Source organism: Marseilla massiliensis (genome assembly GCF_016899955.1).
GTDB lineage: Bacteria > Bacteroidota > Bacteroidia > Bacteroidales > Bacteroidaceae > Prevotella > Prevotella intestinigallinarum.
In genome coordinates this window covers 38,992-63,113 of record NZ_JACJJL010000004.1, presented here as the reverse complement: position 1 = coordinate 63,113, position 24,122 = coordinate 38,992, and the positions used below count along the sequence as shown (strand labels likewise).

Genomic DNA, 24,122 nt, shown 5'->3' with positions numbered 1-24,122 from the left:
ATGCGGCCTGCCGGGTGCAAAGTTACGGCTTGTGGCGCAAAACCATGGCATACGGATTACGTATTGATGTATACATTTCACTTTGTCTATGCGGGCCCGCCGCCGCAGCAGGCCCTGCGCCGCCAGTGGGCGTCAGCGTGCCCTCAGTTGCCAGAAAGCCACGGCGGCGGCCGCCGCGACGTTAAGCGAGTCCACTCCGTGGGCCATGGGTATGCGGGCAACATAGTCGGCGTCGGCAATAGTCTCGTGCGGCAGGCCGTCGCCCTCGGTGCCCATCACTATGGCCAGGCGCGGCTCACTGGCGAGCGCCGGGTCGTCGATGGCCACCGAGTGGGTCGTCAGTGCCATGGCCACGGTGCGGAAACCGTGGGCGCGCAGCGAGCCCGCGGGTTCGTCGAGCCACGTCCACGGCACGAGGAAGACGCTGCCCATCGACACGCGCACGGCCCTGCGGTTGAGCGGGTCGCACGAGTTGCGTGTCAGCAGCACGGCGTCTATGCCCAGGGCGGCGGCCGAGCGGAATATGGCCCCGATGTTTGTCGTGTCGACAACGCCGTCGATTACCACCACGCGCCGCGCCCCGCGGCACACCTCGGCCACGGTTTTCATGGCCGGGCGGCGCATGGCGCAGAGCACGCCCCGCGTCAGCACGTAGCCCGTCAGCCGCGCCAGCAGGTCGCGGTCGCCGGTGTATACGGGTATGCCGGGCCACGCGGCGATGATGTCTTTGGCGTCGCCCCCGATGTGCTTGCGCTCGCACAGCAGTGCCAGCGGCTCGTAGCCGGCGCCGATGGCCACGCGTATCACCTTTGGGCTCTCGGCAATGAACACTCCGGCGGCCTCGTCCTTGCGGTTGCGCAGCTGTGCCTCGGTGAGCGTGCTGAACACGTCCACCCCGGGATGCGCCAGCGAATCAATGTTTATTACAGGCATGTGTGTGTCTAATTTCTTGTCTGGCTGCAAATTTACAAAAATGGGCCGGCATGGCAAAGCTTATCGTGCAAAACATGGCTGTGGGGCCGCAGGCACTGTTGCCGGCGACAGGGCGGCCGGTGTGGGCGCAGCCGCCGGTGTGGCAATTTTGTAAAATATTGCCATGATGCGTGCGCTCCCGCCCAACTGCCTGGCCTGCAGCGGGTTGCAACAAAGACCGTACGGGGTTGCCAAACGGCCCGTTCGACCGGCCCGTATGGCCCGTTTCGCCACCCCGTATGGGCCGTTTGGCAAGCCAGTGGCGCCCCCTCTCCTTTTTGCCGGGCCTTTTGTCATGGTTTGTCATGGCCCTTGCGACCCTGCGGCCTGCGCCCCGGCCTGTGGCGCTTGTGGCTGTGGCGGTTGGCTGCGCCCACGCCGTTGAGTGCCGCCGCAGCGCTTGCCGGTGTGGCATCAGGCGGCTGCCTTGGGGCGCAAGACGTGGTTTCTGGGCCGCTTTTAAGTAATGTTGGAATATTTTCGACAATATTTAACAGCCAACTTCGGCAGAAATCACTATTTTTGCAGGCGCTTAGAAATGCCAGGCGAGTGCCGTGGCATTGCCAAACATTGTTTGTTTTTTCCTGTAATAGATAAGAAAATGGAGTTCATTCAACTTGTTATTGACTTTATCTTGCACATCGACCAGCACATGGTGCAGCTCGTGCAAGACTATCACCAGTGGACGTATGCCATACTGTTTGTCATCATCTTCTGCGAGACGGGGCTCGTGGTGACACCCTTCCTGCCCGGCGACTCGCTGCTCTTCGTGGCAGGGGCCATCACGGCGCTGCCGGGCATGCCCCTCGAGATAGGCTGGCTCGTGCTCGTGGTCTTCGTGGCGGCGGTGCTGGGCGACTCGTGCAACTACATGATAGGCCACTTCTTTGGCAAGAAACTGTTTGCCAATCCGAACTCAAAGATATTCAAGCAGGCTTATCTTGAGAAGACCCACGCCTTCTTCCGCAAGTATGGCGGCAAGACAATCATACTTGCCCGCTTCGTGCCGATAGTGCGCACGTTTGCCCCTTTCGTGGCCGGCATGGGCAAGATGCACTATTTCTACTTCATGGTCTACAACCTTACGGGGGCCGCCCTGTGGGTGGGGCTGTTCTGCTTTGCCGGCTATTTCTTCGGCGACCTGCCTTTCGTGCAGCAGAATCTCAAGCTCCTGCTGCTGGCGATAATAGTCATCTCGGTGCTGCCGGCGGTCATCGAGGTGGTCAGGGCCAGGCTCAAGCGCGACTGACGGCCTTGCAACGGGGTGTGGAAATGGCATGAACCAAACATTGCTGTTATGATGAAATATGTGTTGACAGGCGTTGCACTGATGCTTGGCATGGCTGCCGCGGCGCAGACGTTCACCGCCGTGACGAGCACGGAGGGCCGCGAGTGGAAGGAAAGCAAGGTGAGGCTGGAGCGCAATGCCGTGGCCGAGCCGGCGCTTGTGGTCGACGGCAGCGAGACCGGGACGCCCTTTTACCACTGGGGCCACTGCTTCAACGAGCTGGCATGGGACGCGCTCTGCATGCTGCCCGAGGCCGACCGCGAGGAGCTATTGCACCGCATGTTCGCCCCCGACGGCGACCTGCGGTTCACCATGGGCCGCATACCGATGAACGCCAACGACTATGCGCGCTCGTGGTACAGCTGCGACGAGGTGGCGGGCGACTTCGAACTGAAGTATTTCAGCATCGACCGCGACCGCCAGGCCATCATTCCCTTCATACGGGCGGCGCAGAAGCATGTGCCGGGAATGACGTTCTGGGCGTCGCCCTGGTGCCCGCCGAGCTGGATGAAGATTAACGCCGACTACCCGGTGCGCAGCGACAGGAAGTACAACACGATGGATGCGCGCAAGGACTATCTGCTCTACGGCGGGGCGGCGGGCGACCGCGACGACTACAAGGCGCCCACGGGCAAGACCTTTCCCGACCCGCTCTCGCACACCGACTACATGATTCAAGACCCCCGCTACCTTCAGGCCTATGCCGACTACTTCTGCCGTTTCGTCAGCGAATATGCCGCCGAAGGCATAAAGATTGGCATGGTGATGTTTCAGAACGAGGCCTGGAGCTATACGCCATACCCCGGGTGCGCTTGGACTCCCGAGGGCATCATCCGCTTCAATGTGCAATATCTCGTGCCGACCATGAGGCGTGAGCACCCTGAGGTCGACGTTTTCTTCGGCACGATAAACACCAACCGGTTTAACATAATAGACCGGGTGCTCTCCGACACGGCCATGGCCGCCGCCGTCAGGGGCGTGGGCCTGCAGTGGGAGGGCGGCCAGCTGCTGCCCGGGCTGCGCAATAAGTATCCCGGCATGCGCTTTGTGCAGACCGAAAGCGAGTGTGGCTGGGGTTCGTTCGACTGGCGGGCGGCCGAGCATACCTTTGAGCGCATCAACCATTACTTGGGCAACGGCTGCGAAGACTACACCTTCTGGAACGCTGTCTTGGCCGACAATGGCATGAGCACATGGGGCTGGAAGCAGAACGCCCTGGTGCGTGTCGACTCAGAGAAGCGCACGTTTACGCTCACGCCCGAGTATTACGCTGTGAGCCATTACACGCGGTTCATACCGCAGGGCTCGCGCATTGTGGGCTTCGTGGCGGGCGGCAAGCAGGGCCAGCCGGTGCTGGTGGCTTGCACGCCAGGGGGGAAGCTGGCCGTCATGGCGGGCAACTTTGCCGACAGCGAGCGCACCGTGACGCTGCGCATAGGCAAGAAATATCTTAACATGGCCATGGCGCCGCACTCGCTCAACACCTTTGCAGAGCGGTAAGCAGGCGGCGACGGCAAACATATAGGGCAGACAATGGATACAATAACAGGCAAAGGCAACAGGCTTACATTTGTTTTTCCCGACAGGGAAGTAGACTGTCTTGACGGCACCAACAGCCGCATGGCAGGCCTGGTGGCGCAATCAGGCATATCTATCATAGGCGATGACAACCGTGTGACCATGCGTTTCGACTCGGAAGACAGCGCCGCAGAGTTGCTTACGGGCGGAGGGTTCATGCTCATAGTCAAGGGTAACGCCAACGAGGTGAGCATAGGCAGGGTCATCGTTAGGTGCTCGCCTATACTCGGCATGACCGGCATGAAGGTCATAGTAGGCCAGTTACCGGGCCTTGGGGCGGGCGTTTCGCGCACGGCCAGCGGCTGCCGGGTGAACATAGGCGACCGGGTGGTGGTCAATGGGGCCACGCTTTACCTGCAGGAAGACAACTCGCGGCTCACCATCGGCGACGACAGTCAGGTGAGCTGGGGCGTGGACATATGGTGCACCGACGCCCACACGATAACCACTCTCGACGGCGAGCCGGTCAATTATGCCGAGAGCATAGAGATAGGCCGGCACGTATGGATAGGCAAGGACGTGAAGATTGGCAAGAACGTGAGCATTGCCGACAACAGCATCGTGGGGTGGGGGAGCATTGTCACGAGGCGTTTCGACGAACCTAATGTGGTGATTGCCGGCATACCGGCCAAGATAGTGAAGCGCGGCATTGACTGGGACAGGAAGTCGACAGGTAAATATCTCGCAACACGCTGACCTTCAGCCGATTGTCAAACGGGCCGTTTTGTGGTGCAAAACGGCCCGTTTGACATCGTAATACGTGCCGTCCTGCACTGCAGAACGGCACGTATTGCCATCCGGGCCTTATGCCCGGGGGCTGTGGCGAGCCGGCGGCGGCCCGTCACATGGCCTTTTCCACGGTCCATGTGCACGAGTCTTCAATCACCGTCTTGCCGCTCTTGCCCACTATGCGTATGGTGTTGCGGCCCTCGTCCAGCCCGACCCCCTTCCAAACGGCCCGCCTTATGTCGTCGGGCCGGGCCGGGCCTATTTTCTTGCCGTTGACATACAGCGTGGCCTCTTTGAGGTTGGTGTAGGCCTTGATGTCGGTCACCGGGTGCTTGCGGCGGTCAAACCGCTTGCTGCAAAGGTGGAGCATGGGTTGCGGGTTCCAGTTGGCCTTGTAGAAATAAAAGGCGTCTTTGCGTGTCTTGCGGTCGTAGGTGACCATCCCCTTGTCGTTGATGCCGGGTGTGTCGCCCTCGTCTTTTATGCTCGACTGCATGTCGGAAAACTGCCACACGGTCTTAGTCCACAGCCACGGCCGCTCCTTGATGGCCCGCCAGTAGCCCTCGTGGCACACAGCCTGGTATTCTTCGGGGTGGTAAGTGCCCGGAACGTCGTCTTCCTTGTAGTACAGCGGGTCGGCGTGCTGCACGGTGCTGCCGCCGCGCCCGTATTCCGACACACCCACGGGCGTGCCCCCCGAGTTGCGGCGGGCGTTGTCGAAGAACTTGGCGGCGTCTGTCTCGGCGTTCTTCCAGCCTGTGTATTTGTTCCAGGCAATGAGGTCGGAGCACCCCAGGTAGCGCGTCTGGTCTACGCAGGTGGCAAAGGTGGTGAGCCGGGTGGGGGCGAGCCGGTGGTAGAGGTCGTTGAGCTCGCGTATCATCGGCAGCGGGTCGTCGTATTCGCGGAACCGCTTGCCGTCGCTCACGAGCACCTCGTTGAATATCCCCCAGAAGCACACCGACGGGTGGTTCATCTTCTGGTAGACCATCTCGTGCAGCGTCTGGCGGGCGTTGTCGGCCACGTTGTTTACGTAGTCCGTATAGTCGTAGCCGCCGGGGCCGCACAGGGCTATCTCGCTCCACAGCACAATGCCCCGCTCGTCGCTCAGGTTGTAGATGGTTTCGCCCTGCGGATAGTGAGACAGCCTCACCATCGTGGCCCCGCTCTCCATGATGAGCTGCATGTCGGTTTCGTGCTGGCTGCGGCCCATGGCGCTGCCGTAGCCCTTGAAGTCTTCGTGGCGGTTGAAGCCGTAGAGGGGGTATGGCCGTCCGTTGAGCATGAAGCCGCGCTCTGCGTCGACGCTGAACGAGCGCAGCCCGGTGTGTTGCGTCACGCAGTCTATCACCTGCTGCCCGCGCATCAGCTCAACCCTGACATCGTATAGATACGGGTTTTCGCGGCCCTGCCACAGGTTGGGCCTGTCGACGGCCAGCCTCTGGCTCACGCTGCTGCCTGTTGCCGCCGTCTCGTCCCGGGCCACTGTGCGCCCGGCGGCGTCGGTGATGGTGGTGCTCAGGCGCAGGCTTGCGTCGCCGGTAGTTATCGACAGCATGGTGGTCACGGTCAGTTCGGCGCGCCCGGCGTCTGCCTTGTCCTGCCTGATGAGCACCCCGGGCGAGCCGTAGAACAGCGGCGAGATGCAGTCGGGGCCGGTGGTGATGAGCCTCATGGGCCGGTGTATGCCGCCATAGACGTTGAAGTCGCCGCTGATGGGCAGCACGTCGGAGCGCAGGGCGTTGCCCGCCCACACCTCAAGTTCGTTGTCGCCGGGGCCAACCATGCCCGTTATCTCTACGCAGAAAGCCGTGTAGCCGCCTTTGTGCGTGCACGCCGAGCGCCGGTTGACATATACGTCGGCCACCGAGTTCACCCCCTCGAAGTAAAGGAAAGCCTCCGCCCCTGCATCTGCGGGGTGACGTCGAGCTTGCGCCTGTACACCATTGTCTCGCGGTTGTAGTGCCGCTTGCCGTCGTCGTAGGCAGCCTTCCATGTGTGGGGCAGCGTCACAGGCGTGCGTTTTGCCTTCATGTTGGTCTCGGCAATGGGCGCCACGGTCCACCTCTCGTTGATTTCTGTGTCTGTGCGGGGCTGAGCCTGTGCCGTGGCGGCTGTAATGGCGGCAAGCAGCAGCATGGCTGCAGTGATGATGTTGCGTTTCATTTGATGTGCTATTTGATGGTTATCTTGCCCACGTCTTGCAGTGTCATCCTCATGGTGGGGGCCTTCACGTTGTCGAGGGTCAGGTTTTCTATTGGCTGCTCGGGCAGCCCCTTGGCGTTGATGAGCGTCTTGCACTCGTCGATGGTGACGTCCTTGAATGTCAGGTTGGCGAATTTCGGCGTGAGCTTTCCTATGGGCCTCGCCGGCAAACGGTCGGCCAGGTTGCCCACCCAGCGCCGCGAGCCGAGCATGTCGAAGTTGATTGCCGTGCCCGAACACGACTTTATGTGCAGCTTCTCAAGCCATATGTTGTCGCATCCGCCCCCTCTGGGCCGCCGTGTCTTGATGTATATTGGGAACTTCGGCGCCTCCATCGTCACGTCGGTGGCGTAGACATTGCGTACCATGCCCGCCGTCTCGCTGCCTATGGTGATACCGCCCACGCCGCGCTTCACGGTGCAGTGGCGTATGACCACGTTCTCGGTAGGGCGCGCTCGGTTCACCCCGTCGTTGCCCCTTCCGGCTTTCAGCGTGAAGCAGTCGTCGCCGCAGTCGAGCGTGGTGTACTCGATGAGCGAGTTGACCGACGAGTCTATGTCTATGCCGTCGGTGCGGCCGTGGCCGTGGCTGCTCACGGTGACACCCCTGATGATGGTGTTCTCGCAGTACACCGGCACGATGTTCCAGAATATGGAGCGCTCAAAGGTGACCCCCTCTACCAGGATGTTCCTGCAGTTGACGGGCCCGAAGAACACCGGCATGAATATGTCGGCCCCGTTGCTGCCGTCGAACACCCTGTCGGCGAGCGGCACTCGGCATATCGAGTCGCTTATTCCCTTGTCCATGCGGCGTGTCAGTTCGCAGTCGTATTCGGGCGCAATGAGCTTCCCCCCGCCTGTCACTGCAATGTTCTCGGCGCCGTTGGCGTAGACCATGGCCCCCATGGAGTAGAGGTCGATGCCCTCGTTGCGCGTGAGAACCGCCGGCTGGTAGTCGTCCACGTTGCCGCTGAAATGCAGTTCGGCGCCCCTTTCCACCCTCAGGTTCACATTGCTTTTCAGTTCTATGCGGCCCGTAAGCCATTTCCCTTCGGGCACAACGACAGTGCCCCCTCCCTGCCCGGCAATGCGGTCGATGGCTTTCTGTATGGCCTTGGTGGCCATCTTGCCCTGTCTGGCTCCGGTTTTCGATATGCTCAGCGAGCGGTCGGGAAACGAAGGGCGCACGGGCTGGGGCATGTCGAAAGGCGCTTCCACCGGTTCGATGGCCTCGGGCAGCTGTGCGCCGGCCTGCATGGTGACTATTGCCATGGCTGTGACGGCAAGCAGGCGTGTGGCTTTTAGTAGTTTCTTCATTGCGTTTGTTGTTGTTCGTTTGTTTATGGTTGTGGTTGCAAATATACGTCAATAAATGCCCATTGATTGTGTAATATCGTACAAAAACTTGCATTATCGTACGTTTGCCGCCCTTATGCCGGGCCGCCGTGGGCTTTTGGCGTGCGGCCGAAACATTGTTGCATGCACCCTGCCCAAGCCTGCGGGCGCATGGCCCGGGGGTAAACCGCAGCCCCGGCGGCACCAAGTGGTGGGCCTGTCCTTGCAGGGGGGCATTCCAATATCGGCCGTTCGGCGTTGCAATACAGGCCGTTCGGCAATGTAATACGGGCTGTTTCGCAACTCAAAACGGCCCGTATTGTAACGCATTGAGTGCCAGGGTGTTGGTGGCGTTGGGCGGTGCGGCGTCATGCCGGGTGCTGCCAGAGGGCATGGTGGATTGCGGCCGGGGGCGCCAGGGTGGCATCTATGTGGCCACAGCCTGCACATGCCGCCAGCCATGGCCGGCGGCGCTGGCTGCCGCCCGCCCCTTGGCCGACGGGCCGCTTGAGGCGTGGGCGTAGGCCGGGGCTGCATTTTTACAGTGTGCAATGGCTGCTGTTTGCCATATTTTTCGTAATTTTGCAGGCACATTCCGGAACGTAATATATTATAAGGTATACCATTTATGAATATTGAAGCAATGATTGCCGATGCCGTGAAAGCCGGCATCAAGGCCATATATGGGCAGGACGTGCCCGACAAGATGGTTCAGTTGCAGAAGACCAAGCGTGAGTTTGAAGGCAACCTGACACTGGTTGTGTTCCCATTCCTCAAGGTTTCAAAGAAGAAACCCGAAGAGACGGCCGAGGAGATTGGCCGTTACCTTGTTGACAATTGCACCGCAGTGGCATCCTACAACGTGGTCAAGGGCTTCCTCAACCTTGTAGTGTCAAAGGCGGCATGGGTGGAGCTGCTCAACGACATCGACGCCGACCCGGCATACGGAGAGCGCAAGGCCGCTGCCGACGCGCCCCTGGTGATGATAGAATACTCGTCGCCGAACACCAACAAGCCACTGCACCTGGGCCACGTGCGCAACAACCTGCTGGGCTGGAGCCTTGCCCAGATAATGCAGGCCAACGGCAACCGCGTGGTGAAGACAAACATCGTGAACGACCGAGGCATACATATCTGCAAGTCGATGCTGGCGTGGCTTAAGTGGGGAAACGGCGAAACGCCTGAGTCGAGCGGCAAGAAAGGCGACCATCTGATAGGCGATTACTATGTGGCCTTCGACAAACACTACCGCGAAGAGGTAAAGGAGCTTGCGGCAAAGTATGTGGCCGAGGGCATGGCGGCCGACGAAGCGGAGAAGAAAGCCAAGGAGGAGGCACCGCTGATAAAGGAGGCCCACGAGATGCTGGTGAAGTGGGAGCAGGGCGACGAGGACGTACGTGCGCTGTGGCGCAAGATGAACTCGTGGGTGTACGCCGGCTTCGACGAGACCTACAAGGCTCTCGGCGTTGGCTTCGACAAGATATATTATGAGTCGGACACTTACCTGAGGGGCAAGGCCAAGGTAGAGGAAGGGCTGGCAAAGGGCCTCTTCGAGCGTCACGAAGACGGCAGCGTGTGGGCCGACCTGGCCGCCGACGGGCTCGACCAGAAGCTGTTGCTGCGCTCAGACGGCACGTCTGTATATATGACACAGGACATAGGCACGGCCGAGATGCGCTTCAACGACTACCCGATAGACAAGATGATATATGTGGTTGGCAACGAACAGAACTACCATTTCCAGGTGCTCTCGATACTGCTCGACAGGCTTGGCTTCAAGTGGGGCAAGGAACTGGTGCACTTCTCCTACGGAATGGTGGAGCTGCCCAACGGAAAGATGAAGAGCCGCGAGGGCACCGTGGTCGATGCCGACGACCTGATTGCCGAGATGATTGCGCAGGCCCGCCGCACAAGCGAGGAGCTCGGCAAGTTTGACGACATCAGCGAGGAGGAGCGAAACGAGATTGCGCGCATCGTGGGCATGGGCGCGCTGAAGTATTTCATACTCAAGGTTGACGCCCGCAAGAACATGCTTTTCAACCCCGAAGAGTCGATAGACTTCAACGGAAACACCGGCCCGTTCATACAATACACCCATGCGCGCATACGCAGCATACTGCGCAAGGCCGAGGCCGAAGGCGTAGCTGTGCCCGAAAAGCTCGATGCCGCAGGGGCGGAGCTGGCAGACAAGGAAGTGGAACTGATACAGAAGCTCAACGAGTTTGGAGCTGCGGTGGAGCAGGCCGGCAAGGACTACAGCCCGAGCGGCATTGCCAACTACTGCTACGAGCTCACGAAAGAGTTCAACCAGTTCTATCACGACTACTCAATCCTTAAGGAACCCGATGCCGCAAAGAAGGTGTTGCGCCTCGTCCTGGCACGCAATGTGGCCAAGACCATAAAGAACGGCATGGCACTGCTCGGCATAGAGGTGCCCGAAAGAATGTGAGTCAAGGCATAATGCACAATTCATAATGCATGATTGGCTGCGCGGTAAGCTGCAGAGTAGCAAGCCGGCTGTTTGTCGTTAGGCGGTGAACAAAGCGCTTGAAGCCTTGCTCCGCACCATGGCGCCCGCATCATAGGCGTTGTCGTGGCAAGCGGTTGTGGCATGCTTAACCGCAAGGCACGTGGTTGTCACGCGCTGTCAGCAATCCAATTGCGCATTATGAATTGTGCATTATCAATTGCTCCATCGATAAACTGTGCATTGTGCATGGTGAATCATCAACTGCCCCGACCTTTAATTATGCATCGTGAATTGTGAATTATGAATTATCAGAATCCTCCGGACTACAGGACTGACACCGTGTTGCCGTTGCCGATGGAGGTGAGGGCCGACGCCTGGGCTGTCGATGCGGCTTGCAGCGGCAATCCGGGGCCCATGGAGTACCGTTGCGTCGACCTGGCCACAGGCGCCCAGGTGTTTCATTTCGGGCCTGTGTACGGCACTAACAACATCGGCGAGTTTCTCGCCATAGTGCATGCCCTTGCCCTCATGGACCGCCATAAGTTGCGAAAGGCCATCTATTCAGACAGCTACAACGCCATCCTTTGGGTGAATAAGCGGAAGTGCAAGACCAAGCTCGAGCGCACGCCACAAACCGCCCAGCTCTTTGATATCATAGCCAGGGCAGAGCATTGGCTGGCCACCCACGCCTACACAACGCCCATAATAAAGTGGGAAACGAAGAGGTGGGGCGAGGTGCCCGCCGACTTCGGTCGCAAGGGCTGACCGTCTTGTTTGTTTACAACTTGAGGCCGGCCGGGCCGTGCCGGCCAAATGGCGCTCCGAAACGGCCCGTTTCGCATTGCCGTATGGCCCGTTTGGCGCGTCAGTATGGCCCGTATTGCAAGGCATTCCGGCATGTCTGTTCAAGTGCTTGTGCCACAGCGCGTTGCCCGGGTGGGCGCGGCAGCCGTCGTGTAGGTAATGTTTGTTTACACCCGAGCCGTCTGGCCAAGCCGTCACAGGGCTTTTGCACCATGGCCGCGGCAGCATTCCGGGCAGCCATCGCAACATGCTTTGCGCAACGCCCGAAGCCCCGCCGCAGGTCATAAACCGCCCGGCAAAGGTTAAATAAATATAAAACAAAGGTCGCGCCGGCGTCCAATCACATTTTATTATGGAGAAAAATACTACCTTTGCAGACCGATTATTGCGGGGATAATCCTTAGAGTCCCCATAGGGCGGTGTGTTAATAGCCATGTCTTTGGCCAGGCCTGGCGGTTAGTGAATCGCCGTCCAACCCTGTGGCAACGCCGCAGGCGATAATGAACAAATGTTTTTTAGTAGTAAAATTAAAAGTTAAAATGAACACTTTAAGTTACAAGACTATTTCCGCTAACAAGGAAACAGCCAAGAAAGAGTGGGTTGTGCTCGACGCAAGCGACCAGATAGTGGGTCGCCTTTGCTCAAAGGTGGCAAAGCTGTTGCGTGGAAAGTATAAGCCCAACTTTACTCCTCACGTTGACTGTGGAGACAACGTTATCATCATCAACGCCGCTAAGGTGGTGTTCTCCGGCAAGAAAGAGACCGACAAGGTCTACACTCGCTACACTGGTTATCCCGGAGGCCAGCGCTTCAACTCGCCCGCCCAGCTGCGCAAGCAGAAGGACGGTGTGGAGAAAATCTTGCGCCATGCCGTGAAGGGAATGCTCCCCAAGGGCCCGTTAGGCCGCAGCCTGATGAACAACCTCTATATATATGAGGGCACAGAGCATAAGCACGAGGCTCAGAAGCCAAGGACAATAGATATTAACCAGTATAAATAAGCATTCAGATAATGGAAGTAGTTAACGCAATTGGCCGCCGCAAGGCCGCCGTGGCTCGTGTATATCTCACCGAAGGCACAGGCAAGATTACTATCAATAAGAAAGACTTAACTGAATATTTCCCCTCTGCCATACTCCAGTATGTGGTTAAGCAGCCCCTGCAGCTGCTCGAGGTTGAGGGCAAGTATGACATAAAGGCCAACCTCGACGGTGGCGGATTCACCGGACAGAGCCAGGCTCTGCGCCTCGGAATCGCACGCGCCCTCGTAAAGGTTAATGCCGAAGACAAGAAGAACCTCAAGGATCACGGATTCCTCACACGCGACTCTCGCGTTGTAGAGCGCAAGAAGCCGGGTCGTCCGAAGGCACGTCGTCGCTTCCAGTTCAGTAAGCGTTAATTCCTCGTTGGCGTCCCGCCTGGGTGCCACGGGCTGTGGGCAGTGCCGCATGCCGGGCCAAGCTGCCTGACAGACGGGCAACCGCCATGGCCGGGACAAGGAAAACTGGACATCGTTTAGTATCTAAACCTGCAGGACTCTGCTGCGGCCGGTCAGGCCAGACCATGCCCGCCGTCTGACAGGCTCACGCCGATGGGCAGGGCAGGGCAACCGCAACCGATTACCGGCAGGCTGATTCTAACCATAGAATAAAAAAGAAAGTAAACAACAAACAAAACATTTTAGAGAACAATGTCAAGAACAAACTTTGATATGCTGCTGCAGGCTGGCTGCCACTTCGGCCACTTGCACCGTAAGTGGAACCCCGCAATGGCTCCTTATATCTACACCGAGCGTAACGGAATCCACATCATAGACCTCCACAAGACGGTGGCTAAGATTGACGAGGCTGCCGATGCGCTGAAGCAGATTGCACGTTCAGGCAAGAAGATCCTGTTCGTAGCTACTAAAAAACAGATAAAGGACGTGATTGCCGAGAAGGCTACCAGCGTCAACATGCCTTATGTGATAGAGCGTTGGCCGGGCGGCATGCTCACCAACTTCCCCACAATCCGCAAGGCTGTAAAGAAGATGGCCAACATCGACAAGCTCATGAACGACGGCACATACGCCAACCTTTCAAAGCGTGAGTTGCTGCAGATTTCGCGCCAGCGCGCCAAGCTCGAGAAGAACCTCGGCTCTATCGCTGACCTGACCCGCCTGCCGTCGGCCATCTTCGTGGTCGACGTGCTCAAGGAAGCCATCGCTGTGAAGGAGGCCAACCGCCTCGGAATACCTGTGTTCGGCATCGTGGACACCAACTCTAACCCCAAGAACATCGACTTCGTGATACCGGCCAACGACGACGCCAAGGACAGCGTTGAGGTGATACTCAATGCTTGCTGCGCCGCCATCGCCGAGGGCTTGGAGGAGCGCAAGGCCGAGAAGGCCGACGAGGCTGCCGCACAGGCACAGGCTGAGGCCGGCGAGGACAAGCCCAAACGTGCCCGCAAGGCCCGCAAGGATGCCCCCAAGGCTGCCCAGGACGCTCCCGCCACTGCCGCTCCCGCCGAGGAGGAGGCTGCCGAGGAAGCTCCCGCCGAGGCTTGACGAGAGTCTTTGCTGCAGGCCGCCGCTGGCTGTCCTGACGGCGCAGGGGCCACCCTTGAGTCGGGGAACGGCGCTCACGGCCTGTTGCTTACAACAAAAGCAAATAACAACAAACCATTAATCAACGAATAATTATGGCTGTTTCAATAGCAGATATACAGAAACTCCGCAAGATGACCGGTGCCGGTCTGTCTGATTGCAAGAAGGCCCTGACCGATTCTGAGGGCGACTTCGACAAGGCAATGGAGATAATCCGCGAGAAGGGTCAGGCCATCGCAGCCAAGCGCAGCGACCGCGAGACCTCCAACGGATGCGTGCTCGTAAAGGCAAGCGAGGGCTTTGCCGCCATCATCGCCTTGAAGTGCGAGACCGACTTTGTTGCAAATGGCGCTGATTACATCAAGCTGACACAAGACATACTTGATGCTGCCGTGGCTGCCAAGGCCAAGTCGCTCGACGAGGTAAAGGAACTTACCATTGCTGACGGCACAAAGGTTCAGGACGCCGTTATCGCTCGCTCAGGCATCACCGGCGAGAAGATGGAGCTCGATGGCTACAACTTCATCGAGGGTGACAACGTTTCGGTTTACGACCACATGAACAAGCACTTGCTCTGCACCATGGTTCAGACAAACAAACCCGCCGAGGAGCAGGCTCACGCCGTTGCCATGCAGGTGGCTGCAATGAATCCCGTGGCTCTCGACGAGGCCAGCGTACCCCAGGAAGTGAAGGACACTGAGCTGAAGGTGGCCATCGAGAAGACAAAGGAAGAGCAGGTGCAGAAGGCTGTTGAGGCCGCTCTGAAGAAGGCCGGGTTCAACCTTTACATCGCTGAGAACGAGGAACACCTGGCCGAAGGCATCCAGAAGGGCAACATCACCGAGGCTCAGGCCGAAGAGATTCGCCAGCTCAAGAAGACTACAGCTGAGCAGAAGGCTGCCAACCTGCCCGAGCAGATGGTGATGAACATCGCAAAGGGCCGTATGGCTAAGTTCTACAAGGACTCTTGCCTGCTCAACCAGGAGTTTATACAGGACAGCAAGCTGAGCGTTTCAGACTACCTGAAGGCTGCCGACAAGGACCTGACTGTGGTTGCGTTCAAGCGTTTCACACTCCGCGCCGAGTAAGGACTGTAATTTTTTTCATAACATATCTTCCACGGGCAGGGGCTTTCGTAAACCCTGCCCGTGGTTTTGTTTTCCAATCGCAGTGGCATGGCGCGCAGTGTAAATTGCGTATGCCGGCTTGTACCCGACTTTGTTTTGGCGGCCAAACTAATGCCTGCCTCCACCCGACGGGCGTGGGGCAGCCTGCACGCCATGGGGCGGTGTGGCGTAAAGGGATGTAAGAATATTTTGCCGCATGGTGTGTCTCGCCCAATGGCTTGTGATGCTGAGTGTTGTAAAACGGGCTGTTTTGTTGTCCGGAAAGGCCCGTTCTGCAAGGCCGGACGGGCAGTTTTGCAGACCAGTATGTGCCGTTTGGCCTGTGCGTATGCATGTTTGTGCAATCTGTGTCCGTTATTTTCAAATTGCGGGGCAGTGGCCATTGCAAGGCATGATTGACCGTATTGTTTTAGCGAATTGTTGCTCTGCGGGTTTGTTTGTAGTCTGTTCGCAATGCCGTCAGGCAGTTTTGCCATTGGGCAGTGTCGTATTTTGCAAGGTCGCCTAATTCCGGCGGCCCTGCCCACCAATTGCCACTGCACATCAGTGGTAGGACGGCTGTAGCGATGGCGGCATTAAAAAACATTGCCGTTTGTTGTCACTTTCTCGGAAATTTTAAATAACTTTGGCCCGGCGTTGGCCCAGCCGGCGCAAAGGTATTGTACTCAGATGATGACTATATGAAGATTTTTGCTTTGTCAATGAACTATCCCCAACACAATATCGGGGCTGAAACAGCGTTATATAATAATGTAGAACCGGTGGTGTTCACCAAGGCCGATTCGGCGTTGCTTAAGGACAGGAAGCCCTTCTTCGTGCCCGACTGGTGCGAGCGGGTGGATTTCGAGGCCGAACTCGTGGTCAGGATATGCCGCCTCGGCAAGTGCATTCCCGAGAGGTTTGCCCATCGTTACTATGATGCCGTGACCGTCGGGGTAGGCTTTACTGCCCGCGACGTGCTCGAGAGGCTGCGCGCCGGTGGCATGCCGTGGGAACTGGCCACGGGCTTCGACGGCTCTGCAGCCATAGGGCAGTGGGTTGACAAGGCGGCATTCCTCGATGTGGCGTCGCTCTGTTTCCGCCTCGACGTCAATGGCAAGACGGCACAGGAGGGTTACACCGGCGACATGCTTTGCCCCATCGATGGCCTGATTGCTTACATAAGCCGCTTTTTCACGCTGAAGACGGGCGACATGATATTTACCGGCGCGCCCGCCAAGGCCACACCGGTGAGCATCGACGACCACCTTGAGGGATACATTGCCGACCGCAAGGTGCTTGAATTTAATTGTAAATGATGTGATGAATAGATTCTGTTTCCTGTTGTTTGCCGCTCTTGTGTGGTGTTCGGGCCATGCCGCCGCGCAGGGTTTCTTCGACTTGACTGCCGAGCAAGTCAAGATCGATACGCTCTTGCCGCGCTTTGCTTATTCGCATAAGATTGGCTGCAACTACAGAGATTCGATTTATGACGTAACAATAGAATATCCCGAATTTGTAGACATGACCGAAGCCGACGTGCGGCGCTACAAGGCAATCACGTCTGATTCGCTGCCGGCCATGCCCGTGGTGACTTCCAAGATAGGCGTTGAGCGCAAGCAGGGCTCGCTCGACGTGTCGTTCATACCGCTCGTGTTCCGCGACGGTAAATACCAGAAGCTGGTGAGTTTTAAGCTGAACATCGTTGCGAAAGCAGCCAATACGACTATGAAACGTGCCACTTCGCGCGCTTCGGTGGCTTCTGCGGTCTCTCGATATGCCGAGCATTCAGTATTGAACAGCGGTAGGTGGGCCAAGATTCGCGTTCCTTCGAGCGGCGTATATCAGCTTACCGACGAGCTTGTCAGGCGCGCGGGGTTCTCTTCGCTTGAGCGTGTCAGGATATACGGGTATGGCGGCGAACTGCAGCCCGAGGCGCTCACGGGCGATTATCTCACCGAGACCGACGACCTCAAGCAGCTGCCTACGTGCACTGTTGGCGGACGCCGGCTGTTCTATGCGCGCGGCCCTGTGAGCTGGTCGTCATCAAACGACCGTGTGCGAAACTATTATTCTGATTACGGCTATTACTTCCTTACAGAGAGCGATGAGCCTGCCGCCACGCTCGACAGCGCGGCATTCGCAAGCTCTTTCTATCCTTCGGGCGACGACTACAACACCCTTTACGAGGTTGACGACTATGCTTGGTATCAAGGCGGGCGCAACCTTTACGACTCACAGGTGCTGCCCCTGGGCACAGCCTGCGACTACCAGCTGTCGAGCCCATCCACTTCGGGGCGCGGTTCGGTGCGCGTCGTGCTGTCGGCCTATGGCGCATCGTCGGCCACGGTGAGCGTCAACGACAGTGTTGTGGGCACAATCAACATATCGTCTTCCGGCGAATACGATGCCATGCGGGTGAGCTCGGGGCAGTACAGCGTGTCAAACCTCACCTCGTCTAACAAAATTACCATCACCGAGACCTCGGGCGGAACCATGCGCCTCGACTATATCGCTCTTCACAGCAATGAGCCCAAAGAGGCCCCGAGGCTGTCGTCGGCGTCGTTCCCGGTGCCAGAGTATGTCTATAACATCACCAACCAGGACCTGCATGCCCATGGGCCGGCCGACATGTTGATAATCATCTCTACGTCGCAACACTTGCGCGAGCAGGCCGAAAGGTTGGCCGCATTGCATGAGCAGGCCGATTCTATGCGGGTGAGGATAGTGCCTGCCGACGAGATTTTCAACGAGTTTTCGAGCGGAACGCCTGATGCCACTGCCTACAGGCGCTATATGAAGATGCTGTACGACCGTGCCGAGACAGAGGCCGACATGCCCAAGTATCTCGTTTTGTTCGGCGATGGCGCCTGGGACAACCGCATGGTCACACAGGGATGGCGGGGATACTCGCCCGACGACTTCCTGCTCTGTTTCGAGAGTGACAACTCTTACAACCACATAGACTGCTATGTGTCTGACGATTTCTATTGCATGCTCGACGATGGCGAGACCATCCAGGACGGCAACAGCCGCTATTCGTGCTACGGAAAGCCCGACGTGGCTGTCGGCCGCTTCCCCGTCAGGACGGCAACCGAGGCCGGCATAATGCTCGACAAGCTCGAGCAGTATATGAGCAATGCCAATGCAGGGGCGTGGCAGAACACTATTGTGCTCATGGGCGACGACGGAAACAACAATGTGCACATGGTCACGGCCGACAGGGTGGCCAACATGGTGATGGCAGACCATCCGCAGTACAATGTGAGGAAGATAATGTGGGATGCCTACAACCGTGAGGTCACTTCTACGGGCAACAGTTATCCCGATGTGGTGAGGCTGGTAAAGCAGTACATGACCAACGGGGCGCTGGTGATGAACTACAACGGACATGGCTCAGCCAACAGCATTTCTCACGAGCATGTGCTTGTGCTGAGCGACTTCCAGAGCGCTGTCTCGTCCAACCTTCCGCTCTGGGTGACCGCCGCATGCGACATCCTGCCCTACGACGGGCTTGAAGACAACATCGGAGAAGCTGCCGTCCTCAACCCGAGAGGTGGCGCCGTGGCATTCTACGGAACCACCCGCACTGTATTCACAAGCTACAACGAGAACATGAACATGGCCTTCATGCGCGAGCTGCTCGACGATTCGGAGGGTTTGGTCTCTGTCGGCGAGGCGGCGCGCAGGGCCAAGGTGTATCTCGTCGAGGCCCAGTCGGGGGGCGACGTTACCGTAAACAAATTGCAGTTTACGCTGCTCGGCGACCCAGCGATGAAGCTGGCCATGCCCACTCTGGGTGCTGTGGTCGACAGCATCGGTGGCGTTGCCGTTGGCGAAGGCGGCACTGTGCGCCTCGGGGCCGGCTCGGAGGTTGTGGTAAGGGGGCGCATCCTCGACGGCAATGCCACCGCTTCGGGCTTCAACGGCACCCTGACGGCAACGGTGAGCGATGCGGAGCAAGAGGTCGTATGCAAGCTGAACAACACCGATCCGAACGACGGCTCTGACGAGGCGTTTGTGTTTACCGACCGTTCAAGCGTGGTTTTCAAAGGTTCAAACACTGTGTCGGACGGCCAATTCGAGTTTTCTTTCGTCGTGCCAAAGGACATTATGTATAGCGACGGCAACGGTCTGATAAACATCTATGCCGTAAACGACGACTGCACCAAGACTGCCGCCGGCGCAAGCTCAGCCATTACGTTCAACGGCTCGGCCGAGCTCAGCCCCGACTCCGTCGGCCCGGCGATATACTGTTACCTCAATTCGTCGTCGTTCACAAACGGGTCGTACGTCAATCCCACGCCGTATTTCGTCGCTGAGGTGTCTGACGAAGACGGAATCAACGCTTCCGGCGGTGGCGTGGGCCATGATTTGCAGCTCATCATCGACGGCGACATGTCGCAGACTTACGTGCTCAACGATTACTTCTCGTTTGATTTCGGCAGTTACAAGAGCGGAACGATAGGCTTCAGCATACCAACCCTGTCGGAAGGGGAGCACAGGTTGCAGTTCAGGGCGTGGGATGTGCTGAACAACTCTTCGACCTCCGAGCTTACGTTCAGGGTGGCGCGAGGCGTCGAACCGTCCATCATCGATGTTGAATGCACCGAGAATCCCGCCGTCACGGCCACGACATTCCGCATCATCCACGACCGCATCGGCAGCGAGCTTGACGTAGTGCTCGACTTGTTCGACATGAGCGGGCGCCACCTGTGGTCTTATTCAGAGACCGACGTGCCCACCGACAACGTGCTGACCATCGACTGGGACCTCACCGTGGGCGGCGGCCGTCGCCTCGGCACTGGCGTTTACCTGTATCGGGTGCGCGCAAGTTGCGATGGCAGCAGCTATACGTCGAAGACCAAGAAACTGATAATAATAAGCAATAAATGATGACAATGAGCAATAAAAGGGCCCATGGTGGCGTTTTATGTTTAGTGTTCACCAAATAAAAAGTAATTTCACCAACATTCAATGAAGCATAATCCGAGAATATACGCTGCGCTGTTGTGCGTGTCGATGGCCCTTGCCGGTCATGCGCAAGACAAGCTGAGCGAGTTTAATCCTGTTGATCATGCGGTCATATCGCAGACCATTGCGCCCGACGCAAGGGCTGCGGGAATGGGCGATGTGGGTGTTGCCACCGACCCGGATGTCAATTCGCAGTACTGGAACCCGGCCAAATATCCTTTTTGCATCAGCCGGGCGGGCGTGTCGCTCAACTACACCCCGTGGCTCCGCCAGCTCGTCAACGACATCGACCTGGCTTACGTTGCCGGCTATTACCGCATAGGCGACTACAGCGCCGTGTCGGGTTCGCTGCGTTACTTCTCGCTCGGCGAGGTCATGACCTCGACCGAGGAGAACGCCATGAGCGTCAAACCCTATGAGATGTCCATCGATGTGGCTTACTCGCTCATGCTCAGCGACTACTTCTCTATTGCCGCGGCGATACGCTGGATATACTCCGACCTGCGCTACGACTACACCGAAGAATCGTCGCCGGCCTCGGCTTTCGCCGCCGACCTGGCGCTTTATTACAACAATTACTTCACCATGGGCAGCCGCGAGTGCCAGATTGGACTCGGAATGAACATAAGCAACGTGGGCAGCAAGATAACTTATTACGGCGACAACCGCAGTCAGTTCCTGCCGGCCAACCTCCGCATAGGTGCCTCGTTGATGGTGCCAATCGACGAGTACAACCGTTTCTCGATATCGGCCGACGCCAACAAGTTGCTTGTGCCCACCGTTCCGTTGCAGAACGAGGGCGAGTCGGCCACCGACTACAGGAACCGCGTCATTGAGGAATACAACGACGTAAGCTCCATCTCGGGCATTTTCAAGAGCTTTGGCGATGCTCCCGGAGGGTTCAAGGAAGAGCTTGAGGAGATACAATGGAGCGTTGGAGCCGAGTATGTCTACCATGACCAGTTCTCGTTGCGTGCAGGCTACCACCACGAAAGCGAGAACAAGGGCAACCGCAAGTACTTTACCGTGGGCGGCGGCTTCCGCATGAGCGTGTTCTCGCTTGACGTGGGCTACGTCATATCTACGGCGCAGAGCAACCCGCTCGACCAGACGCTGCGCTTCTCGCTGGCGTTTGACATGGACGGGATAAAAGACCTGTTCCGCAGGTGATGCCACCGGGTATGGCACCTGTTGCCCTCGGCGAGGCATGGCCTGGTGCCGGGACGGTGCGGCAAGGTGGCTTCGGGCTGCTTGCCGTGCCGTTCCGGCAATTTTTTTGAGTTACATACATTCATCAATACTATAAGGAATATGAAGATAAGAGTAGGGTTCGGATATGATGTCCATCGCCTGGTGGAAGGCCGCGAGCTTTGGATTGGCGGAATAAAGATAGCCCACAGTCTCGGATTGCTGGGGCATAGTGACGCCGATGTGCTTATCCATGCCATCTGCGACGCGCTGCTTGGCGCTGCCAACATGCGCGACATAGGCTATCATTTCCCCGACACGGCGGCCGAGACCGACGGCATTGACAGCAAGGTGCTGTTGCGCAAGACAGTGGAACTGATAGCCACGAAGGGTTACTCCGTGGGCAACATCGATGCCACGATATGCGCCGAAAGGCCCAAGATGAACCCGCACATACCCGAGATGAAGCGTTGCATGGCCGCCATCATAGGCATTGACGAGGATGACGTGTCGATAAAGGCCACAACAACCGAGCGCCTTGGGTTTACCGGGCGTGAGGAAGGCATCAGCGCCTACGCCACAGTGCTGATAGAGAAAGCATGAAATGCAGTGTCGCCCGTGGGCCGCAGGCTATGCCGTGAGGCAGCCCCGGCGCGCGGGCGGCACAAAAAAAACGTCACCACCCATCAACGGGCAGCGACGTCCAAGCCTATGTTTAACTAAAAATCCTTGTCATTTTTGTTACTCCGGCTTTATTAGCCAGAGTCCCGCTGCCATTAAATAATAATGGCAAGCAGGAATCATAACTAATACTAATACTAACCTTTTGAAAGTTAAGAGCGTCTCACGACGACCTTTGTTATCACACTTGAAACTTTCTTTCTACCAATAACTAAAAACCTAAAACTATAAATATTATTACTAACCTAAAACAATCTATTAACCTTTTGACGTTGCAAAGGTACTGCCTTTTTGCGGATTGGCCAACACTTTGAAGCGGAAAGTGTTGGTTAATTGCGTTATTCTTGACGTAAATCAATATTTTGTGTGCGCAAACAGGATAAGAATGGAAGTTTGATGTAGTTCAGCCCAGAAGGCGGCATGGATGGCGTGGCCTTCAAAAGGCATATTGATGCCCTTTTCGGCCTACCGCGCCTCCGTTGTAGCGTGGTCATGGGCTTGCGGTATAAAAGGTTTCGGTGGTGTTTTCCAGATATAATATAATGTGCTTGCATGGCCCTTGTGTCATTATGCCATGCAAAGGCCCGACCCCGGGGTGAAAGCCTCCGGGCCGGGCCAAATGTCAGTATTCGCGTTTGTCGTCTTTCTCCTTCCACATCTCGAAAGCCCGCTTGGCCTCTTCGGGCAAGAATATTTCCGACGGTTTATGGCGCTCGGCCGGTTTCAGTTCCAGTTCTTTGTAAATGAAATCGTCGTCGAATCCTATGCCGGCAGCATCCTTCCTGTCGTTGGCATAGTAAATCTTGTCGAGGTGAGCCCAGTATATGGCCCCGAGGCACATGGGGCATGGTTCGCACGATGTGAATATCTCGCATCCGCTCAGGTCGTAGCTGCCGGTGTTGCGTGCAGCCATCCTTATTGCGTTCACCTCGGCATGGGCCGTCGGGTCGCAGTCGGGCGTAACGCTGTTTGAGGCTTCAGCCACAATCTCGCCGTTGCGCGCTATCACTGCGCCGAACGGTCCGCCACCGTTTCTTACGCTTTCTTCCGAGAGCCTGATGGCCCTCATCATCAGTTCTTTCTTGTCCATTTTGTCTCGTTTTTGTTTTGTTCGTCCGCCCGTTCCGCCGTCGTAGCCTTGGCCTGGTGTTGTCGAGGCGAGCCGTGGCGCTGTCGTTACTGTTTTGTTGCCGCTGTTCCCGCCATGCCAAGTCATGGCAGCGACGTGCCCGGTTTGCTCATTTTGGCAGTTGGACCGCCCTTTTCCGGGCAATCCAGCCCGTTTGTTGCCACTTGCATTCTATCTTGTTTAAATGTAATGCGTGCGGTAGCAATGTGGGCTTGCCAGCCTATTGCCGGGCGCGGCTTGGCTTATGCAAAGATAATGCAAGCGAGAGGAAAGCAAGCGGGCTTGCAATTTCCCGAGCGCAGCTTATCTTATGCAAAGGTAGCACAAACCGTTGTAATTTCAAAATGTTTTCTTCAAACAATCGTTTCGAGCCATTGCCGGGCTGCGGCAGCCGTTGGGTAGCGGTTTGGCGGCATGGCCATGGCAAGCAGGCAATAATGGTGAAATATGCTTACAGAGGGCCGGTCTTGTTGGCGTCGATGCCGTTTTGCATTGCCAAACGGCCCTTTTCACCGGCCAATACCTGCCGTTCTGCATGCCGGTAGGGGCCGTTTGGCAAGTCGTTTCCTGCTGTATTGCAATTCGCTGTGAATCTGAGGTTTGCCGCAAATGGCCAGGGTGGTAAACCGATTTTACACCGGTGCACTGTCGCGAGGCCTATGGTGGCATGGCGTGTCTGGCGGTTGGCGGTTGTTACCAGCCTGTTTTGTGAGCTGCTGCCTGTGTGCGGATATGTGCTCTCGGCCTTGCCGCTATGCCATGTGTTGGCGTTGGCTTCGGCGTCGTGCACCAGCTTTTTGGTGTTGCCACTTCTAAAAATGGCCAAACATTTGGTTGACGCAATAAAATGTTGTATCTTTGCATAAGATAAGCTGCGCTCGGGAAATAGCAAGCCCGCTTGCTTTCCTCTCGCTTGCATTATCTTTGCATAAGATAAGCTGCGCTCGGGAAATAGCAAGTCAGTTTGCTTTCCTCTCGCTTGCATTATCTTTGCATAAGATAAGCCGCGCTCGGGAAATAGCAAGTCAGTTTGCTTTCCTCTTGCTTGCGTTGTCTTTTAATAAGGCAATCTGCGCT

The 24,122-nt window shown here is 57.3% G+C and carries 19 protein-coding genes; 13 read left to right on the top strand and 6 right to left on the bottom strand.

What is annotated here, in order from left to right; all coding sequences use genetic code 11:
* Positions 1 to 132: 132 nt before the first annotated feature.
* Positions 133 to 933, bottom strand: a complete 801-nt coding sequence (locus H6B30_RS03420) for a TrmH family RNA methyltransferase (protein WP_205107944.1) — start codon at positions 931 to 933, stop codon at positions 133 to 135.
* Positions 934 to 1,573: 640 nt separating this feature from the next.
* Here H6B30_RS03420 and H6B30_RS03415 point away from each other — a divergent pair.
* The 3 genes from H6B30_RS03415 to H6B30_RS03405 are packed head-to-tail and all read left to right on the top strand — an operon-like array spanning position 1,574 to position 4,534.
* Positions 1,574 to 2,221 (top strand): DedA family protein, encoded by a 648-nt coding sequence (locus H6B30_RS03415; protein ID WP_205107941.1) that lies wholly within the window; start codon positions 1,574 to 1,576, stop codon positions 2,219 to 2,221.
* Between the two features lie 48 nt (positions 2,222 to 2,269).
* Positions 2,270 to 3,760 (top strand): glycoside hydrolase family 30 protein, encoded by a 1,491-nt coding sequence (locus H6B30_RS03410; RefSeq protein ID WP_205107939.1) that lies wholly within the window; start codon positions 2,270 to 2,272, stop codon positions 3,758 to 3,760.
* Positions 3,761 to 3,793: 33 nt separating this feature from the next.
* Positions 3,794 to 4,534, top strand: coding sequence for an acyltransferase (locus H6B30_RS03405; protein ID WP_205107937.1), 741 nt, complete (start codon positions 3,794 to 3,796; stop codon positions 4,532 to 4,534).
* Positions 4,535 to 4,679: 145 nt separating this feature from the next.
* Here H6B30_RS03405 and H6B30_RS16290 read toward each other — a convergent pair whose 3' ends face one another.
* The 3 genes from H6B30_RS16290 to H6B30_RS03395 are packed head-to-tail and all read right to left on the bottom strand — an operon-like array spanning position 4,680 to position 8,088.
* Complete coding sequence (locus tag H6B30_RS16290; protein WP_338088936.1) at positions 4,680 to 6,443, bottom strand: glycoside hydrolase family 2 protein; 1,764 nt, start codon at positions 6,441 to 6,443, stop codon at positions 4,680 to 4,682.
* Positions 6,440 to 6,733, bottom strand: coding sequence for a hypothetical protein (locus tag H6B30_RS16280; protein ID WP_239483501.1), 294 nt, complete (start codon positions 6,731 to 6,733; stop codon positions 6,440 to 6,442). The genes H6B30_RS16290 and H6B30_RS16280 overlap by 4 nt, the downstream gene beginning before the upstream one ends.
* An 8-nt stretch (positions 6,734 to 6,741) precedes the next feature.
* Positions 6,742 to 8,088 carry a glycoside hydrolase family 28 protein gene (locus H6B30_RS03395; RefSeq protein WP_239483499.1) on the bottom strand — a complete coding sequence of 449 codons (1,347 nt, stop codon included), beginning with the start codon at positions 8,086 to 8,088 and terminating at the stop codon, positions 6,742 to 6,744.
* Positions 8,089 to 8,734: 646 nt separating this feature from the next.
* On the opposite strand from H6B30_RS03395, the gene argS reads away from it, so the two are divergent.
* The 10 genes from argS (at position 8,735) to ispF (ending at position 21,838) form a co-directional block, all read left to right on the top strand.
* The gene (argS, locus tag H6B30_RS03390) at positions 8,735 to 10,555 is read left to right on the top strand and encodes an arginine--tRNA ligase (protein ID WP_205107935.1); all 1,821 of its coding nucleotides are present in this window, start codon (positions 8,735 to 8,737) and stop codon (positions 10,553 to 10,555) included.
* Between the two features lie 321 nt (positions 10,556 to 10,876).
* A complete protein-coding gene (locus tag H6B30_RS03385) occupies positions 10,877 to 11,341 on the top strand; it encodes an RNase H family protein (RefSeq protein WP_205107933.1) in 465 nt (154 codons plus the stop codon).
* Positions 11,342 to 11,919: 578 nt separating this feature from the next.
* Complete coding sequence (rplM, locus tag H6B30_RS03380; RefSeq protein ID WP_205107931.1) at positions 11,920 to 12,381, top strand: 50S ribosomal protein L13; 462 nt, start codon at positions 11,920 to 11,922, stop codon at positions 12,379 to 12,381.
* Positions 12,382 to 12,392: 11 nt separating this feature from the next.
* Positions 12,393 to 12,779, top strand: coding sequence for a 30S ribosomal protein S9 (rpsI, locus tag H6B30_RS03375; RefSeq protein WP_205107929.1), 387 nt, complete (start codon positions 12,393 to 12,395; stop codon positions 12,777 to 12,779).
* A 291-nt stretch (positions 12,780 to 13,070) separates the two neighbouring features.
* Complete coding sequence (gene rpsB, locus H6B30_RS03370) at positions 13,071 to 13,928, top strand: 30S ribosomal protein S2 (protein ID WP_205107926.1); 858 nt, start codon at positions 13,071 to 13,073, stop codon at positions 13,926 to 13,928.
* 134 nt (positions 13,929 to 14,062) lie between these two features.
* Positions 14,063 to 15,055 carry a translation elongation factor Ts gene (tsf, locus tag H6B30_RS03365; RefSeq protein WP_205107924.1) on the top strand — a complete coding sequence of 331 codons (993 nt, stop codon included), beginning with the start codon at positions 14,063 to 14,065 and terminating at the stop codon, positions 15,053 to 15,055.
* 719 nt (positions 15,056 to 15,774) lie between these two features.
* Positions 15,775 to 16,392 carry a fumarylacetoacetate hydrolase family protein gene (locus tag H6B30_RS03360; protein ID WP_205107922.1) on the top strand — a complete coding sequence of 206 codons (618 nt, stop codon included), beginning with the start codon at positions 15,775 to 15,777 and terminating at the stop codon, positions 16,390 to 16,392.
* A 4-nt stretch (positions 16,393 to 16,396) separates the two neighbouring features.
* Positions 16,397 to 19,969, top strand: a complete 3,573-nt coding sequence (gene porU / locus H6B30_RS03355; RefSeq protein WP_205107920.1) for a type IX secretion system sortase PorU — start codon at positions 16,397 to 16,399, stop codon at positions 19,967 to 19,969.
* Positions 19,970 to 20,095: 126 nt separating this feature from the next.
* Positions 20,096 to 21,217, top strand: coding sequence for a type IX secretion system outer membrane channel protein PorV (gene porV, locus H6B30_RS03350; protein ID WP_239483527.1), 1,122 nt, complete (start codon positions 20,096 to 20,098; stop codon positions 21,215 to 21,217).
* A 141-nt stretch (positions 21,218 to 21,358) separates the two neighbouring features.
* A complete protein-coding gene (gene ispF / locus H6B30_RS03345; protein ID WP_205107916.1) occupies positions 21,359 to 21,838 on the top strand; it encodes a 2-C-methyl-D-erythritol 2,4-cyclodiphosphate synthase in 480 nt (159 codons plus the stop codon).
* 700 nt (positions 21,839 to 22,538) lie between these two features.
* Here ispF and H6B30_RS03340 read toward each other — a convergent pair.
* Positions 22,539 to 23,006, bottom strand: coding sequence for a nucleoside deaminase (locus tag H6B30_RS03340; RefSeq protein WP_205107914.1), 468 nt, complete (start codon positions 23,004 to 23,006; stop codon positions 22,539 to 22,541).
* 490 nt (positions 23,007 to 23,496) lie between these two features.
* Complete coding sequence (locus H6B30_RS03335; RefSeq protein ID WP_205107912.1) at positions 23,497 to 24,030, bottom strand: hypothetical protein; 534 nt, start codon at positions 24,028 to 24,030, stop codon at positions 23,497 to 23,499.
* Between the last annotated feature and the right edge of the window lie 92 nt (positions 24,031 to 24,122).